Origin of the sequence: Pseudomonas versuta, from assembly GCF_001294575.1 — a bacterium.
GTDB lineage: Bacteria > Pseudomonadota > Gammaproteobacteria > Pseudomonadales > Pseudomonadaceae > Aquipseudomonas > Aquipseudomonas versuta.
The window spans coordinates 740,749-755,020 of record NZ_CP012676.1 but is presented as its reverse complement, the minus strand read 5'-3'; the positions used below and the strand labels follow the sequence as shown (position 1 = coordinate 755,020).

Here is a 14,272-nt window from a genome sequence, read left to right as displayed (position 1 = left end):
GGGCTGATTGTCCGCATTATTCAGTGCGTACAGAAGGCTTCAGGCGGATTAATCTGCCGGGCACTCGTGCGACAATCGCCGATTGCCGTCATGCCCACGTTGAAAACCCCCGACCTATGAACAAGAACGCTGTGTACCTGTTGATGCTGGAAAAGCTCGCAATCGATCTGGATGTGCTCCAGCGGGCAGCACAAACCGCCTATGAAGCGGCCACCCACGCCGAAAACATCGCCGAGAACAAGTACGACACCCTCGGGCTTGAGGCGTCCTATCTGGCCACAGGCCAGGCACGCCGGGTTGAGGAAATCCGCCAGGCGCTGAAAAACTGTCAGGCGATGACCCTCGCGCCCTTCGACCCCGCGCACGGCATTCAAGTGGGGGCACTGGTCCATCTGGAAGCCGGGAGCGGGCAATGGTTATTTCTCGCCCCGGATGCCGCGGGGCTCAAGCTTGTCCATGACGGGCACACCGTGACCGTGATCACCCCGCGTTCGCCGCTGGGCGCGGCGTTGCTGGGCAAGCAGCCGGAGGATGAAGTGCTCATCAATATAGCCGGGGTCGCACAGGGCTTTACTGTCTGCGAGGTCGAGTAGGCAGCCCTGGGCGCTGGGCAAAATCACTGTTGCCACTCGATACCCGGGGGAGATGCGGATGCCCATCACAGGGTGGCCGAGCGGAGGTGCCGGTAGATCAGGATCAAAAGCCGGGCCGGGCGTTACTTGGCGGCCATCAGGCGGTTCACTTCGCTGCGCACCATGTTGGCGTATTCGGGAGGCGACATTGCGTCCAGCTCCGAACGCACCCACTCCGCCCATTTGCCCTTGCGCTTGGCACGCTCACCGAACAAACGCGCAGCATCCCCTTTGGCTTTACCCAGATTGCTCTGCCAAAGGTCATACAGACGGGACTTTTCATCTTCAAGCGCAGCACGCTCAGCGAGGGGTTTGTTGGCGAGATTGAAGCTCATAGGAATTTCCTGCGGCGTAAATTAGAAGACATCTTACACCGTCGAAAGAAGTGTCTTAGTCCGGTTTTTGACTACGCTCTCACCTCAGAAGCACAATCGGCCCCAAAACAGATGCAACTTTTTAGCATTGGGTTGACTCCATTACTCATCTCCCCTTTTCACCTGCAAGGAGTATCGCAATGGCTCGAAAAAATGCCGTACAAGCCGCTGAAGATCAAATCAAGGATCAAGCATTCAGCGAGCTGCAACTATTGATTGCCGAATCTGAAAAGCTGCTCAAGGACAGTGCGTCCCTGGTCGGCGAAGAAGGCGAAACCCTGCGCGCTCAGGTGGGCCTCAAGCTCAAGCAGGCCCTCGACTCGGTGAGCAACGTGCGTGAACGCACCAAGCCCGTGGTCGATGCCACCGAAAACTACATCGGTGGCCACCCGTGGCAGACGGTGGCCGTCTCGGCCGGCTTCGGGCTGGTGGTTGGCCTGCTGCTGGGACGTCGCAACTAACTCCAGCGCGCAATCAAACAAAGCCTCTCGCTGTTATGGCGAGGGGCTTTGTTGTTTAAAAATTAAAATTCCGGACATATTCAGTGACATCCATGACGGGCAGTCCTGATACTTGATCGTCTTCCCCATGCCAACGAGACAGTCAATGTCCGCTTCCACTGCTGCTACGAAACCTTTAAGCACTGCCCTGATTCTGTTGATGGCGACCGCCACCGGCCTGGCCGTCGCCAGCAATTATTACGCCCAGCCCTTACTGCATACCATCGCCCAGGAACTGGGCCTGAGCATGAGCAGCGCCGGAACCGTGGTGATCACCGCTCAATTGAGCTACGGCGCCGGGTTGGTGTTGCTGGTGCCACTGGGCGACCTGTTCGAGCAACGCCGACTGATCGTCAGCATGACCGTACTCAGCGCCCTGGGCCTGTTACTAAGCGCATTCTCACCGTCCCTGCCCTGGCTTTTGGTCGGCACGGCGATGACCGGCCTGTTTTCGGTTTCAGCCCAGGTGCTGGTGCCCATGGCTGCCAGCCTGACGGACCCGCAGAGCCGGGGCCGGGTGGTGGGTACGTTGATGAGTGGCCTGCTACTGGGGATTTTGCTGGCCCGAACGGTCGCCGGCGCGCTGTCTTCGGCAGGTGACTGGCGAACCATCTATCTGGTGGCTGCCGCCCTGATGACGGTCAGCGCCATCGCCCTGTTTTGCGCACTGCCCAACCATCACCAGAGCGCCGGCCTGAGCTACCCGAAATTGCTGGGGTCGGTGTTCAAACTGTTTGTCGAAGAACCGGTCCTGCGTCTGCGCTCAATCCTGGGCCTGCTGACATTCTCGCTGTTCGCCCTGTTCTGGACGCCATTGGCTTTTCTGCTGGCCGTACCGCCTTACAGCTACTCCGACGCGATCATCGGCCTGTTCGGCCTGGCGGGTGCCGTAGGAGCTATCGCCGCAAACTGGGCCGGACGCATGGCTGATCGCGGCAAAGGCCAACTGGCAACCACCGTCGGCCTGCTGGCCCTGCTCGCATGCTGGTTGCCCATGGCGTTCGCCGGCCACTCATTGATTGCATTGTTGATCGGCGTTCTGGTGCTCGATTTTGCCGTGCAACTGGTGCACGTGAGTAATCAGAACGCAGTGTTTAAAGTCCGTCCGGCAGCCCGCAATCGCCTGAACGCCGGTTACATCACCTGTTATTTCATTGGCGGGGCACTGGGCTCGCTGGTGGGCGCGCAGACCTATCCGGTCTATGGCTGGAGCGGGATCGTGGTTGTCGGTGCAGTGGTTGCGACTCTGGCACTGGCGGTGTGGGGATATGCCTTGCAGCAGGAAAGCAGGCTGCAGCCCGTCGCTTAAGCGTGGGTGCAGCACTTTTCATCACTGGGTGAACTCGCTAGGATGCGTATCCCACCTGAAAGCGGCCCGCCCATGCGGGCCGTCTTATTGCTTCGAGACGCCGCATGATCCCTAAAGAATCCCGTAACGAACTGGCCCTGGACACTTTTATCAAGGCGCACCCCGAGCTGCTCGAAGAGATGAAAGAACTGAGCGCCGAAGACCGACAGCAACAAATTCTCTGGGCATTTGAGAGCGCTGCCGACGATCAGGGAATCGAAGCCTGGGAACTGGCGCTGCAACTGATCGCCCGCTCGCCAGAGGAACTCGAAGCCATGCGCCTTGAAGTTCATCAAGAAGTAGCCGAAGCCCTGGACATGAGCTGGGAAGAATACTGCGGCTTGAATGACATCGCGGTCTGAGCCGACCCTACCCGCCAGCGGTGCACGGTTAATCCGCCACCGCTCGTCGCTTGCATCGCACTAATCGCCCGCGCCGGCACACCAATATCAGGTACGACTCCCCATTGTCTGGAGACGCAACCATGATCAGCTCATCGATAAAAACCTTGTCCTTTGCCGCCGTGCTTTGCGTGGTGTCCGCCACCAGCCTGGCCGCCTCCTCTACTGGCCCGACCGTGCCGACACAACCTGCCGACCCGCCTTCCGGCCAGGACGTCAGACCCACCATAAACTCCGACTCCAAAATCCATAACGATGCCGACATTCCGACCCACCCATCAGTGGATCCCAGAGTGCAGGGCAACGACCCTGGCCGTCAGGGCGGGATGAATACAGACGGTAATGGCCCGATTGGCAGTGATGACGACACTTCTGCACCTGCTACAACGCCCGCAATACCCAAACCCTGAAAGCAAAAAGGCTGCACCCCATGGGGCGCAGCCTTTTAAGCAGCGCAGTGCGACTAGATGCGATGTTTAACCGGGTGTTGATTACACGCAAGCTCGTCACGCAACTCGCTGATCAACTGGTTAATCGCATGGGCACTGGACAGGTTGCTTGCGCAGATTCCCGTCACCAGCAACTCTACTCTTCCCGTCGATGCGTCAAACACCCGCACGGTTAAACAAGCGTCAGCGGTGACCGTACATTGGCAGGTAAAAGGTGAAAAACTGCCTTCAATAAGGCTGCGTAACTCGAGATTGGAAATCACGGGTATCTCCTGAGTAAGTTTAAAGTTGAGCACGCAAACGTCTGTGACCGAACGGCCAGCCTCTACGGGCTGGTGGGGGCATGGAAATAACCGGCGCCATCTAGCTGATGCGCTGAAACCCTCTGCAGGAGCCTGGCTTGCGAGCGATTGCATCACTGCGCAGCAACACACACTCCCTGTTTTCCCCATGCAAAAACCGACATAAAACCTTCATCACTATTCAACAAAACAAGTGTAAGAAAGAATTTCTATACCGGCCAGTGGTCACACCTGTACACCCCACTTACTGGACGACCGGCTATGAGCTTCGACAAACTTTCCCAAGGCCTTGCGAAACGCGCAGGGAGCCCGCGTACCTTTCAGGTTGCCTTGTTTTTGATCGTGTTATGGGCGGCTACAGGGCCGTTCTTCCATTACAACGACACCTGGCAACTGATCATCAACACCTCAACCACCATCATCACTTTCCTGATGGTATTTGTGATCCAGAACACGCAAAACCGCGACAACGATGTGCTGCACATCAAGATCGACGAATTGCTGCGCGCGACAAAAGAGGCACAAAACGCAGTGATCGGCCTGGACCGAATGACGTCGAAGGAGTTAAGGGCTATTCGCAAGCAATATCAGCATATTGGCGAAAATGGGGAAGTCGAGGTGAGTGTGGTAGACACCACCGTCAGCGCCACCGCCAGCAAAACGGACAGTGCGCCGCAGTGATTGTCAGCTCCGCAGTCCGCCTGCGCTAATGGCCGCCGGCGGACTTACAGAGCGCTGCTCAAGACTTGTGATGCGCGTCCACCAGCTTCTTGGCCATCCCCAGATGCATCTCGAGTTTCGGCAAATACTTTTCGGCAAAGGCCTTTAACTCGGGAGAACCGGGATCTTTGATCTGCTGTTTAAACAGCTCGATCGCCTCTTCATGGGCTTTAACCTGATTGGCGGCATAGGCGGCATCAAATGAGTCGCCCTCCTGCACTTGCAGCATCAGCTTCTTGGCCTTGTTCAGTATTTGCTCATCGGTCGACACGTGCAGATCATGCTTTTGCGCGATGTCTTTCAAGTCCCGATTGGCATCCGTATGGTCCTTGATCATTTCCACGGCGTAACTCTCAATGTCCGTCGAAGAGGTTTTGCCAATCGCCATACGGCTGGTTTCAATCTCGGCTATCCCGGCCGCAGAGGCCTCATCAACAAAGTTGGCCGGACTGGCTGCGACAGCGGCACCCGCCGCCACCAGGGCACATGCCAGGGCACATCCTGCGACGAAGCGTTTAGGGCCAATCAGGTGTTTCATAACGTCCTCCAGAAAAAGGCAGGTTTATTCCCTGCAATGAATCTGAAGGCCCATGGCCTCAAAGGTTTAGATAAAGGCTTTTTTTCTGACCGGCGGTGATTTCGGGCATCGAGCAAGATCAGCTCCCCGCATTTTCCGCCACCATCAGCACCGGGGCAGGCAGGACTAATCAGAAAGGTTCAAAAAGCGCAGGACACTGTTGATATCAGCCATGAGGGTAACAAGCCCTAAAAGGCCAATATCATCGGCATGGATTCTTGTTCGAACCGTGCAGCCGCCGATTGGATAGCAAGATACATAATCAAAGAACCAGCAAAAATTCCCGCCAGAACATGGCGGGCATAAACTGCAACCGCACTCTATATATGGCCGTGATGCCTTAAAGGGCATTTACACAACGCCAGAGTGGCAATCATCTGCTGATAGTGGTCTGCGCCCAGAAACGCACTGAGCCCCCCTTGCAGACTAAAAACTGGAGACTTGAGTGCCTGTACGGCAAGTATTCTTGCCGCCTTTTGACTGCGCACACCCGATTGGCAGTACAGCACAATCGGCCGGCCATCCTCACAGCATAACGACCATGCTCCAACCTCACTCAAGGGAAAATGATCACCACCGATAGAAACTTGCTCACGCTCGTGCTCTTCACGCACATCTATCAAGTGGATCGGAGTTTCACCGATTAACGCGGCAAAATCCGCGATGCTGATCATGAAATCATTACTGGCACTCGACGCACTGCAGACCTGCGCTACTTCTTCAAGTAACGCCGAGCGCACCGGGTCGCGCAACGGATTATCGTCGATACTCGAATAACCAATTTCCCGACTTGTGGCCTCAAGGGCGTCATAGACCATTAGACGGTTTATCAGTGGCTGCCCGACTCCAGTGATCAGCTTGATCGCTTCGTTGGCCTGAAAGCAGCCAATAATACCGGGCAAAACACCCAACACTCCGGCCTCCGCACAGTTCGGTGCCAAAGCGGCATCCGGCAGGCCATCGTACAGATCCCGGTAATTAGCGCTACGTCGCCCCCCAGCGTCCAGCGCGTTAAATACCGTGACATGCCCTTCAAACTGCATGATTGCTCCGTACACCAAGGGCTTGCCCCCTAAAAAGCAAACGTCATTGATTAAATATTTGGCCGTAAAGTTATCCGTGCCATCAATGATGATGTCGTATCTGGAAACGAGGGCTTGAGCATTTTCGAGGCTGAATCGCTCAAGATAGGTCTCGATCTCGATATAGGGATTGAGCTTTTGTAGACGCATTTTTGCCACATCCACCTTGTTTCGTCCTTTATCGGTGATACGAAACAAGACCTGGCGATGCACATTGGAAACATTAATTTGATCGGCGTCGATAATTCCCAGACGCCCCACACCCGCAGCTGCCAGATAGAGCAAGGCAGGACATCCCAACCCACCAGCACCGACCATCAATACACTGGCATTTTTCAACGCCAACTGCCCCTTCATGCCTATCGACGGGATCAGTAAATGCCGTGAATACAGGCACATTTCTTCGGCTTCAAGCCGGTCATAACGAGTCCTTGCCTCCGTGCTCATCGTATTGCTCCCTTCACATTTCAGGATCGGGTTTACGCGATATTCGATTCAGCAGCGTTAAAACTCTTCAATCACAATGGCCGCAAGGGTATTCGCGCGGGTGATATTGTAAATCTTATGAACAAACACGAGCGCATCAATATGTTTGTAGGCAGTGGTAGTTACGACCCCTTTATCAAGAAGATAGAAAGGGCATCGCCACTCCATCGTGATGGTTTTCAATGGGTACCCAAGAGAACTGCAAAGTTCATGAGGATCATTTTCTAGCGCATCTATCAAACTCTCTCTGCTTTCAGCCCCCAAGGCGGGTAATTCATTAAATGCCCACTGATCAGCCACTTCACAGCGATGACGATACAACGTAAATGGATGCTCAAAAGACGTCAACATCACGCCTTCCAATTCAATTATTTCGAGTTTTTCAGGCAAAGGTCTCTTCACCCGTGACGGGTTTATTTCCGAGGGTAGAAACTGCTGCAGCAAAGCGTCTCTAATAACACCAGGCGTGGCTGATAATGCGTCATCACCGTCCAGCACAACTAGTTTCCAACGAACACTAACCCGTGCGATGTTGATGCCCGCAGCGGTAATAGTGTGCAATACATCAAATATACTATTAGCCTGACGCACATGAAAACGCTCTACCGTAATCGAAAACTCATCAGCATCAAATACTTCAAAGGGCTCTAAATATTCAACCTCGGCCCCCACCGCAACCACGGCTTGCGCGTAATCTTTGATCATGCTTGGAAAGGAAACATGTAGACAGTGCTGCCCCCAGGACCACATGGAACTATAACTCATCTGCATCAACGAGTGCGCGTGAAACTGATAAGGCCCAAATAGTACGGATTCAACGGGATGAGTAATGCTAATCGTCCTGTCTTTCATGGCATCAGCCTCCTGCTATCGCGGTAAAAACATCGATACAATCCGATTCGGCGATTTTCTCGACATGCGTATTAGGATCTACCCGCCGACCGTTCAATGAAATTAAATATCCATTCTTAACCCGCCCCGCCTTATCAAAAACTATGTCTTTTAAAGCGGGATAGGTTTCTACCAGTTTCAATAATGCATCATGAACTGTATTCAGCCCTGCCGTCGCCAGCACCAGCTCTTTTTTGTAATTTACAAAACGCGCAAGATTTCCAGATAATTTAACGTTCATTGTTCAAACTTCCTTGTATTGATCCCGTTGTTGAATCATGTCCAGCTCATGAACCATTCGTAAACCCAGATCTACTTTAAGCTTCTCTTGCGGATCGGCACCAGCGATCAACGCCATGAAGTCCCTGTGCGCGCGACCTATACCTGTGCTTTCGGTGTACCCCCACCCTCCCGTTAATTTCAACGACATCGTCGCAATAAAGGTAATCTCTTCGACCGCATGGTATTTAGCAGTAGATGATATGACGTCCCAATAGGAATCACTTTCTCCACGAGCCTGACGTTCCAAAGAATGAAAAACTACCGTGCGGGCAGTTTCCAGCGCTATGTACATTTCACCAATATTGGCCTGCACATGCTGCATGTCTACAAGAGGAACACCGTACCGTACTGTCTTTTTCAAATAAGCGATGGTTTCCTCAATGACAGCCCGCGCCCGACCTAGAAAAAGCGTAGTCTGCAAAGAACGACGACAATTAAGAAAATAACGCTGTGCAAAACTTAAACCGTCTGTAGCGACTAACAACCGTTCTTTACCAAGCACGACATCACACAGACTCAACGTCGCCATACCGAATGAGCGTACACCGTGCATAATACGTGGAGCAACCTCTACACCTGGATCATCAGACTTCACCAGAAAAATTTGCACATCACTGGTTTCACTCCTGACAAACACTATAAACAAATCAGCTGTTTCCCCTCCGGTCACTAATTGCTTAAGACCATTCAAAATATAACTTTCACCGCCCTGTTCAGGTCGCGCATTGCTTTTAAAGGTAAAAGCATCGGCATTTTCTGTATAAGCAAATGCCCCCCCTAACGCCCCCTGAACCAAGGGACCCACAAAGTGATCAATAACACCTTGTCGATCTACTGCAATCAAAAAAGTAATAACGGACATGCGCACAGAAATCAAAAATGGAAATGATGTATCCTGCGACAGGTAACCCAACTCCTCTAACACCTTCCCCCATTGGTAGTAGCCAGCATCCCGTCCACCAAAGCGCCCCGGAAGGTTATATTTATAGAGCCCTAGACGTGCAAATTTCTCTATCACTTCATTGGGAATAACAGTTGAATTTTGATCCCGCGCTTTCACATGCGCATTAAGTTCGTCCTCAATCAGCGAGCCAAAAATACTCTGAACATTGCCTGCCCCTTGCCAATCAATATTCATACTTAATCCTTCAAGTATTAAAAGTAGCCGACATCATCCGGACGACGGCATTGTAGTACCACACTCATATAATGTATTTCTATGGATTCAAGAGAGGCCGTTCTTTCACATAGACGCCCCCACCGATTACTCAGTAAGTTGGATGTTAAGGAAAGTTAAAACTCTGCCACCGCTACTGCGCAATTCAGTGTAGCAGGGTGAATTCAGGCTGCACCGGAAAAAAATCTTTAAAGAGAAAAATCTCACTTACATACTAGACCTCGAGCAGGTCAAAAGCTCCAGGCGCTCACGCCGGAAATGTCGTACCAACACTCCATATTCACTGCGGACAAGCGCTCCACCTTTCTAAGACCGATAATGCTCTGCCAGATAGTCGACAAAAGCCCTGACCTTGGGCGCCTGATATCGGGATTGGGGATATATCGCGTAGTAGTGGCGCTCGCCCAGGCTGTAGTTGGGCAGAATAGAAACCAGCCGCCCTGTGGCCAGGTCGTTGCGCACAGTGGCAAGGGTGAAACAGGCGATGCCTGCCTCAGCCAGTGTCGCAGCATGCAGGGCAATGATGGTGTTGGTCTTGAACCGGCCCGATGGTGTGACCCTGACCGATGCTCCCCGACTGGCACTCAATTCCCAGTCCGAGGATGCACCGACAAACGTCAGCAAACGATGTTTACTCAGATCCTCAGCCGTACGCGGCAGCCCGTGGCTGCGAATGTAGCCGGGGGCCGCAACCAGCATCAGCTTTGAGACGGTCAGCGTGCGGGCAACCAGCGTGGTATCGCTTAACGGGCCGGCGATACGGATTGCCACATCCACCCCCTCGGCGACCAGGTCAATGAACTGATCGTCACAACACAGTTCAAGCTCGATATCGGGATAACGCTTCTGAAAACCTGGCAGCCATTGCGGCAAATCAAGGGTGCCGACAACCAAGGGTACGCTGACCCGCAGCAAGCCCTCAGCACGCTGGTGCCCTTGTGCAATGGCCTGCGAAGCCGCCTCTACACGCTCAAGAATATCGACACAGGCTGCGTAGTATTGCTCGCCCGGCCCGGTAAGACTGAAGCGGCGGGTGTTGCGGTTGATCAACTGAACACCCAGTTCAACTTCAAGCTGCTGCAGTTGCCGCGAGATCGTCGAATGGGTGGTATCCAGACGCTCTGCGGCGGCAGAGAATCCCCTGGCTTCGACGATGCAACGAAAGGCGCGCATGGCAGACAACTGATTCATGAAACAGGCGGTCCGAAGTCAGGTGAAACATCTGGTTGATCAGTCGACCGTCAAGCCGAGGATCTGTGAGCTGGTGAGAACAGAACCGAAGGTGTCTTCAATTTCAGCCAGGGACGAATTTTGCAGTTCATTGCCAGACACCGACTGGCCATTGGCGCGTGTTATGGCACGGGTTGCAGTGGCATCGGATGCTACCACGACGTTATAACCCAGCGGCACCGCGTCACGGGCAGCACCGGCGACGCAGGCATGGGTCATCAAGCCGGCAATAATCAGCGTGTCGATCTTGGCTTTCTTCAACTGTGCGTCCAGGTCAGTGCTGGCAAATACGCTGACCGACGTCTTCTGTACAACTTTGTCCTGCGCCCGCGGCTTCATCAACGGGTGAAAATCGACCGTCTTGCCATCCACGGCAAACACCGCCGTGCCAGCCGGCGAAACATGCTGTACGTGAATAACCTGGATGTTTGCCTTGTCCGCGAAGTCGATCAGGCGCCGGGTGTTGTTCAGTGCGGTCATCCCGTCCGGGATCGGCATGCGACCGGTGAAATATTCATTCTGGAAATCAATCACCAGCAGCGCGGTAGATTTGGCAACCAGATGATCTGCAGGCCCGACACCGGACATTGCACGGATGGTCGGATGGGCATTGGCTGGTGCATCGGCGGCGGTCGCGAACTGGCTACCCACCATCATCAAGCCTACTCCGGCCAACGTGGACTTGAGCACGGCAGGCAAAGTCATTTTAAAGGGCACGAATTTGGACAAAGTGGCGAGTGTTGTCATTAGAAGGTTTCCTGATTGTGAAGTGGGCTTGGGAGGCCAACTTTAGGAGCCTGGTACAAAGGGAACAACGCACTGAAGAACACAATATTTGTTTGGAAAATGCACAGATCACAGCGAAATTCCCGAGCTTGAGGAGATACGTAATCCAGGCTTCAAGTCCGGGCATCCGCCCTTTTCCAGACGCCAGAAACCACAAACCCCCGACTTTCTCTAGGAAAATCAGGGGTTTGTGTTTACTTAATGTGGCGGTGAAGGAGTCCGCCAAATTAAAATCCACCACAAACCCAAAACGCCTCACAACCCTTTATATTACGGCGCTTTCAAGCCTATCATCGTCTCAAGACATCTACCAACATTCGTCACCTTCCTAGCCGTTGTGGGGGAACAAATGGGGGAACAAAATAGATAAAGGATATTCCCATGGGAAAGCTGACCGCTAAGCAAATTGAAAACCTGACGACCCCAGGCACCTACGAGGACGGAGATGGCCTACGTCTCCTGATCAAGCCCAATGGGAAGAAGTATTGGGTACTGCGCTTCCAGCTCTCCGGAAAGCGGAGGGAGATGGGGTTAGGCACCTATCCTGCAATCGGCCTTAAGGAAGCTCGGCAAAACAGTAGCGATAAGCGCCGTTTATTGCGCGATGGTATTGACCCCTTACAGGCTCGTGACGATGAACGAGCGGCACAGGTGACCGCTGAGCTGCAACGGAAAAATAAAGCCATCACGTTCCGGGACGTGTCAGCCGATTACATAGAAGCTCACCGTGCTGGCTGGAAAAACGTCAAACACGCCCAGCAATGGACGAACACACTGGCTACTTACGCCGCGCCCGTCATCGGCGAACTCGCCACCAACCAGATCACCACCGAGCACGTCCTCGATATTCTAAAACCCATCTGGAGCAGCAAAGCCGAAACAGCTAGCCGGGTTCGTAACAGGATCGAACTAGTCCTTGATGCCGCCAAAGCACGTGGATTGCGAGACGGTGAAAATCCAGCACGCTGGCGTGGACACCTCGACAAGCTGCTGCCACCGAGTTCCAAGGCTAAACGTACCCAAAACCACCCTGCATTACCCTACTCGGAATTGGCTCGTTTCATGCCGGCACTCGAAAGTGTCGAAGGTCAATCCGCCTACGCACTCAAAATGGCGATCCTCACTGCGTGCCGAACCAGCGAGGTTCTTGAAGCCGACTGGAGTGAGGTTGATTTGAAAACCAAGCTATGGACGATTCCAGCGGTGCGAATGAAAGCGGGAAAAATTCATACCGTGCCGCTATCGGATGCGCTCATCGCACTGCTCGAAACTATCCCACGAATCAAAGGTAGTTCGTTGCTGTTTCCAGGGGCTCGTAAAGGTCGCCCCATTAGCAATATGGCCATGTTAATGACTTTGCGTCGCATGGATCAAAAGGACCTGAAAGATGGTGGCAAGGGCTGGCGCGATAGCAATGACAAAGTCATTACTGCTCACGGGTTTCGCAGCACATTCAGGGACTGGGCTGCTGAATGTACACCCCATGCACGCGAAGTCTGCGAGATGGCTTTGGCTCACGTTGTCGCCAGCGGCGCTGAGGCGGCCTACTGGCGAAGTGACTTATTGGAAAAACGCCGTGTATTGATGGCTGATTGGGCCGACTTTGTGACACGCAACGTAAATGGGTCTGCCATTATTTAGTAAACATGGCGCTGAAGCGGATGGTTCACGAAAGGCGTCAGGTAGACATGGAATGCCCTCAATGGCCAGCACTATTCTCAACGAGCATGGTTGGGAGCGGGAGCCTGAGTTGATCGAGGTGGCGCTCGCCGAAGGTGACAAGGACGAAATGCGGAGCGCCTACAACCGAGCAGATTACAAACCCTATGCAGACACATTTCGGCGGCACCAAAGCGCAGTTCCCTGACCTTCGGGGCGACATTCCTGCTCGTCTGTTCCTGCCAATGGATGCTGAAGGAGTCTCGCAGCCCGAGGTTGAAGACGCAGTGCTATATTTGGCATCAAAAGATCTAAAAAAAGCTGCAGGTTTGTAACCGTTCCAGTAGGCCCGCGCCGTATCTGACGCAGCCATGCTCTGAAAAACAGGCCTAAATACTTTATAAATCCTCTGGATGGCTGCAGAAGTTCATCTTGCAGCTATTACCTGCTCTCATGTTTTGAAAAAACAGCTAAATTTATGTACCCATCAAATCAGGAAGATAAAATGAACGATCCGACAAACAATTTCCTCACTGTTTATTTGGATGGTGCGGACACCGTTACCAAGGAAGTACGGGAAAAAAACCCTTTAGCTCTCCAGCTGTTGAATGAGTGCGTAAACAAGATTGGCGAACAGATCATAAATTGGGGAGTCCTCGGCTCAGCGGCTCAACAATTAGCACTTCAATCTCAGGCAGTTTTCCTTGCTGCTGTCCGCACTGCTATCTCTGGGCATCCTGCTGCGATACATAGTTCGCTTAGAACGGCGTTGGAATGCGCCAGTTACGCTTTACTTGTCGCTAAGAACAGGCCCGAAACGGAGATTCTCTGGGAGAACCGTCACAAGGATAAGGACGCCCTCAGACTGCACAAAAAAACCTTTGGCCCAGCGGTTGAATTAGCTGCCGTTGAGGTAGGTAAACATCAAGCAGATCTAGAGGAGTACCTCAAAGCTCTGTACAACGTATGCATAGACTTCGGGGCACATCCAAACCCTAGGGGTCTGATGCCTCATATCAAAAAAGATAGGGGCGAAGCGGAGTCTGAATATGACTTCGTCACCCTTTATCATTGGGGGCAACAGGTAGAAATCGGCATGGTTTTCTGTATAGAGGTTGGAATTGGATTGATTTGGTTGCTCGCAACAGCTACAAAAAATAGTGATTTACTGACGCCGCCCAGCACCTACCTAAACAACCTCATGGATCGCAAGTGCGATTACGCTGACGAGATTGTTGGCCACCCAATTGAATACAAAAAAACCATGTACGAACAGGTAGACCCTGATCCTGCTGAGCAAACTCTTTAAAGATGATTAAAAGTCTTGAGCCTCGGCCCAGGCTTTGCGTATCACCTTCAACCGAAGTCGGCTATCA

17 protein-coding genes and 1 pseudogene are annotated in these 14,272 nt (G+C 53.0%); 9 read left to right on the top strand and 9 right to left on the bottom strand.

Annotation, left to right across the window (positions count from 1 at the left end; genetic code table 11):
• The first annotated feature begins 116 nt into the window (after positions 1-116).
• Complete coding sequence (locus AOC04_RS03545; protein WP_060691181.1) at positions 117-593, top strand: GreA/GreB family elongation factor; 477 nt, start codon at positions 117-119, stop codon at positions 591-593.
• Positions 594-715: 122 nt separating this feature from the next.
• Here the strand turns inward: AOC04_RS03545 and AOC04_RS03540 are convergent, their stop codons facing one another.
• Positions 716-967 carry a hypothetical protein gene (locus AOC04_RS03540; RefSeq protein WP_003446553.1) on the bottom strand — a complete coding sequence of 84 codons (252 nt, stop codon included), beginning with the start codon at positions 965-967 and terminating at the stop codon, positions 716-718.
• 179 nt (positions 968-1,146) lie between these two features.
• On the opposite strand from AOC04_RS03540, the gene AOC04_RS03535 reads away from it, so the two are divergent.
• The 4 genes from AOC04_RS03535 to AOC04_RS23280 all read left to right on the top strand — a co-directional run bounded on the left by AOC04_RS03535 (position 1,147) and on the right by AOC04_RS23280 (position 3,665).
• A complete protein-coding gene (locus AOC04_RS03535; RefSeq protein WP_060691180.1) occupies positions 1,147-1,467 on the top strand; it encodes an ElaB/YgaM/YqjD family protein in 321 nt (106 codons plus the stop codon).
• 145 nt (positions 1,468-1,612) lie between these two features.
• A complete protein-coding gene (locus AOC04_RS03530) occupies positions 1,613-2,815 on the top strand; it encodes an MFS transporter (RefSeq protein ID WP_060691179.1) in 1,203 nt (400 codons plus the stop codon).
• Positions 2,816-2,919: 104 nt separating this feature from the next.
• Complete coding sequence (locus AOC04_RS03525) at positions 2,920-3,216, top strand: DUF6388 family protein (protein ID WP_060691178.1); 297 nt, start codon at positions 2,920-2,922, stop codon at positions 3,214-3,216.
• A 122-nt stretch (positions 3,217-3,338) separates the two neighbouring features.
• Positions 3,339-3,665 carry a hypothetical protein gene (locus tag AOC04_RS23280; RefSeq protein ID WP_073514965.1) on the top strand — a complete coding sequence of 109 codons (327 nt, stop codon included), beginning with the start codon at positions 3,339-3,341 and terminating at the stop codon, positions 3,663-3,665.
• Positions 3,666-3,718: 53 nt separating this feature from the next.
• On the opposite strand, the gene AOC04_RS23275 is transcribed toward AOC04_RS23280, so the two are convergent.
• Positions 3,719-3,967, bottom strand: coding sequence for a DUF1652 domain-containing protein (locus tag AOC04_RS23275; protein WP_073509054.1), 249 nt, complete (start codon positions 3,965-3,967; stop codon positions 3,719-3,721).
• Positions 3,968-4,267: 300 nt separating this feature from the next.
• Here AOC04_RS23275 and AOC04_RS03515 point away from each other — a divergent pair, with 300 nt between their 5' ends.
• On the top strand, positions 4,268-4,687 hold the full coding sequence (locus tag AOC04_RS03515; RefSeq protein WP_060691176.1) for a low affinity iron permease family protein: 420 nt from the start codon (positions 4,268-4,270) through the stop codon (positions 4,685-4,687).
• Between the two features lie 58 nt (positions 4,688-4,745).
• Here the strand turns inward: AOC04_RS03515 and AOC04_RS03510 are convergent, their stop codons facing one another.
• The 7 genes from AOC04_RS03510 to AOC04_RS03480 all read right to left on the bottom strand — a co-directional run bounded on the left by AOC04_RS03510 (position 4,746) and on the right by AOC04_RS03480 (position 11,198).
• Positions 4,746-5,264, bottom strand: coding sequence for a DUF4142 domain-containing protein (locus tag AOC04_RS03510; protein WP_060691175.1), 519 nt, complete (start codon positions 5,262-5,264; stop codon positions 4,746-4,748).
• Positions 5,265-5,623: 359 nt separating this feature from the next.
• The gene (moeB, locus tag AOC04_RS03505) at positions 5,624-6,832 is read right to left on the bottom strand and encodes a molybdopterin-synthase adenylyltransferase MoeB (protein WP_060691174.1); all 1,209 of its coding nucleotides are present in this window, start codon (positions 6,830-6,832) and stop codon (positions 5,624-5,626) included.
• Between the two features lie 57 nt (positions 6,833-6,889).
• Complete coding sequence (locus AOC04_RS03500; protein ID WP_073514964.1) at positions 6,890-7,723, bottom strand: hypothetical protein; 834 nt, start codon at positions 7,721-7,723, stop codon at positions 6,890-6,892.
• 4 nt (positions 7,724-7,727) lie between these two features.
• On the bottom strand, positions 7,728-8,003 hold the full coding sequence (locus tag AOC04_RS03495) for a MoaD/ThiS family protein (RefSeq protein WP_060691173.1): 276 nt from the start codon (positions 8,001-8,003) through the stop codon (positions 7,728-7,730).
• 3 nt (positions 8,004-8,006) lie between these two features.
• Positions 8,007-9,182, bottom strand: a complete 1,176-nt coding sequence (locus AOC04_RS03490; RefSeq protein WP_060691172.1) for an acyl-CoA dehydrogenase family protein — start codon at positions 9,180-9,182, stop codon at positions 8,007-8,009.
• A gap of 345 nt (positions 9,183-9,527) precedes the next feature.
• The gene (locus AOC04_RS03485) at positions 9,528-10,412 is read right to left on the bottom strand and encodes a LysR family transcriptional regulator (RefSeq protein ID WP_060691171.1); all 885 of its coding nucleotides are present in this window, start codon (positions 10,410-10,412) and stop codon (positions 9,528-9,530) included.
• Between the two features lie 39 nt (positions 10,413-10,451).
• A complete protein-coding gene (locus tag AOC04_RS03480; protein WP_171970598.1) occupies positions 10,452-11,198 on the bottom strand; it encodes a cysteine hydrolase family protein in 747 nt (248 codons plus the stop codon).
• A 420-nt stretch (positions 11,199-11,618) separates the two neighbouring features.
• On the opposite strand from AOC04_RS03480, the gene AOC04_RS03475 reads away from it, so the two are divergent.
• From AOC04_RS03475 to AOC04_RS03470, 3 genes and pseudogenes are all read left to right on the top strand, one after another.
• Positions 11,619-12,878, top strand: a complete 1,260-nt coding sequence (locus AOC04_RS03475; protein WP_034120713.1) for a tyrosine-type recombinase/integrase — start codon at positions 11,619-11,621, stop codon at positions 12,876-12,878.
• A gap of 2 nt (positions 12,879-12,880) precedes the next feature.
• Positions 12,881-13,056, top strand: a pseudogene (locus AOC04_RS23720) (integrase); the annotation flags it as partial.
• A 345-nt stretch (positions 13,057-13,401) separates the two neighbouring features.
• The gene (locus AOC04_RS03470; protein WP_060691170.1) at positions 13,402-14,205 is read left to right on the top strand and encodes a hypothetical protein; all 804 of its coding nucleotides are present in this window, start codon (positions 13,402-13,404) and stop codon (positions 14,203-14,205) included.
• The last annotated feature ends 67 nt before the right edge of the window (positions 14,206-14,272 follow it).

Excerpts from the sequence above, each read along its gene's own strand:
- AOC04_RS03545 (WP_060691181.1), top strand. The coding sequence starts at position 117 with ATGAACAAGAACGCTGTGTACCTGTTGATGCTGGAAAAGCTCGCAATC.
- AOC04_RS03540 (WP_003446553.1), bottom strand. The coding sequence starts at position 967 with ATGAGCTTCAATCTCGCCAACAAACCCCTCGCTGAGCGTGCTGCGCTT.
- AOC04_RS03535 (WP_060691180.1), top strand. The coding sequence starts at position 1,147 with ATGGCTCGAAAAAATGCCGTACAAGCCGCTGAAGATCAAATCAAGGAT.
- AOC04_RS03530 (WP_060691179.1), top strand. The coding sequence starts at position 1,613 with ATGTCCGCTTCCACTGCTGCTACGAAACCTTTAAGCACTGCCCTGATT.
- AOC04_RS03525 (WP_060691178.1), top strand. The coding sequence starts at position 2,920 with ATGATCCCTAAAGAATCCCGTAACGAACTGGCCCTGGACACTTTTATC.
- AOC04_RS23280 (WP_073514965.1), top strand. The coding sequence starts at position 3,339 with ATGATCAGCTCATCGATAAAAACCTTGTCCTTTGCCGCCGTGCTTTGC.
- AOC04_RS03515 (WP_060691176.1), top strand. The coding sequence starts at position 4,268 with ATGAGCTTCGACAAACTTTCCCAAGGCCTTGCGAAACGCGCAGGGAGC.
- AOC04_RS03510 (WP_060691175.1), bottom strand. The coding sequence starts at position 5,264 with ATGAAACACCTGATTGGCCCTAAACGCTTCGTCGCAGGATGTGCCCTG.
- moeB (WP_060691174.1), bottom strand. The coding sequence starts at position 6,832 with ATGAGCACGGAGGCAAGGACTCGTTATGACCGGCTTGAAGCCGAAGAA.
- AOC04_RS03500 (WP_073514964.1), bottom strand. The coding sequence starts at position 7,723 with ATGAAAGACAGGACGATTAGCATTACTCATCCCGTTGAATCCGTACTA.
- AOC04_RS03495 (WP_060691173.1), bottom strand. The coding sequence starts at position 8,003 with ATGAACGTTAAATTATCTGGAAATCTTGCGCGTTTTGTAAATTACAAA.
- AOC04_RS03490 (WP_060691172.1), bottom strand. The coding sequence starts at position 9,182 with ATGAATATTGATTGGCAAGGGGCAGGCAATGTTCAGAGTATTTTTGGC.
- AOC04_RS03485 (WP_060691171.1), bottom strand. The coding sequence starts at position 10,412 with ATGAATCAGTTGTCTGCCATGCGCGCCTTTCGTTGCATCGTCGAAGCC.
- AOC04_RS03480 (WP_171970598.1), bottom strand. The coding sequence starts at position 11,198 with ATGACAACACTCGCCACTTTGTCCAAATTCGTGCCCTTTAAAATGACT.
- AOC04_RS03475 (WP_034120713.1), top strand. The coding sequence starts at position 11,619 with ATGGGAAAGCTGACCGCTAAGCAAATTGAAAACCTGACGACCCCAGGC.
- AOC04_RS03470 (WP_060691170.1), top strand. The coding sequence starts at position 13,402 with ATGAACGATCCGACAAACAATTTCCTCACTGTTTATTTGGATGGTGCG.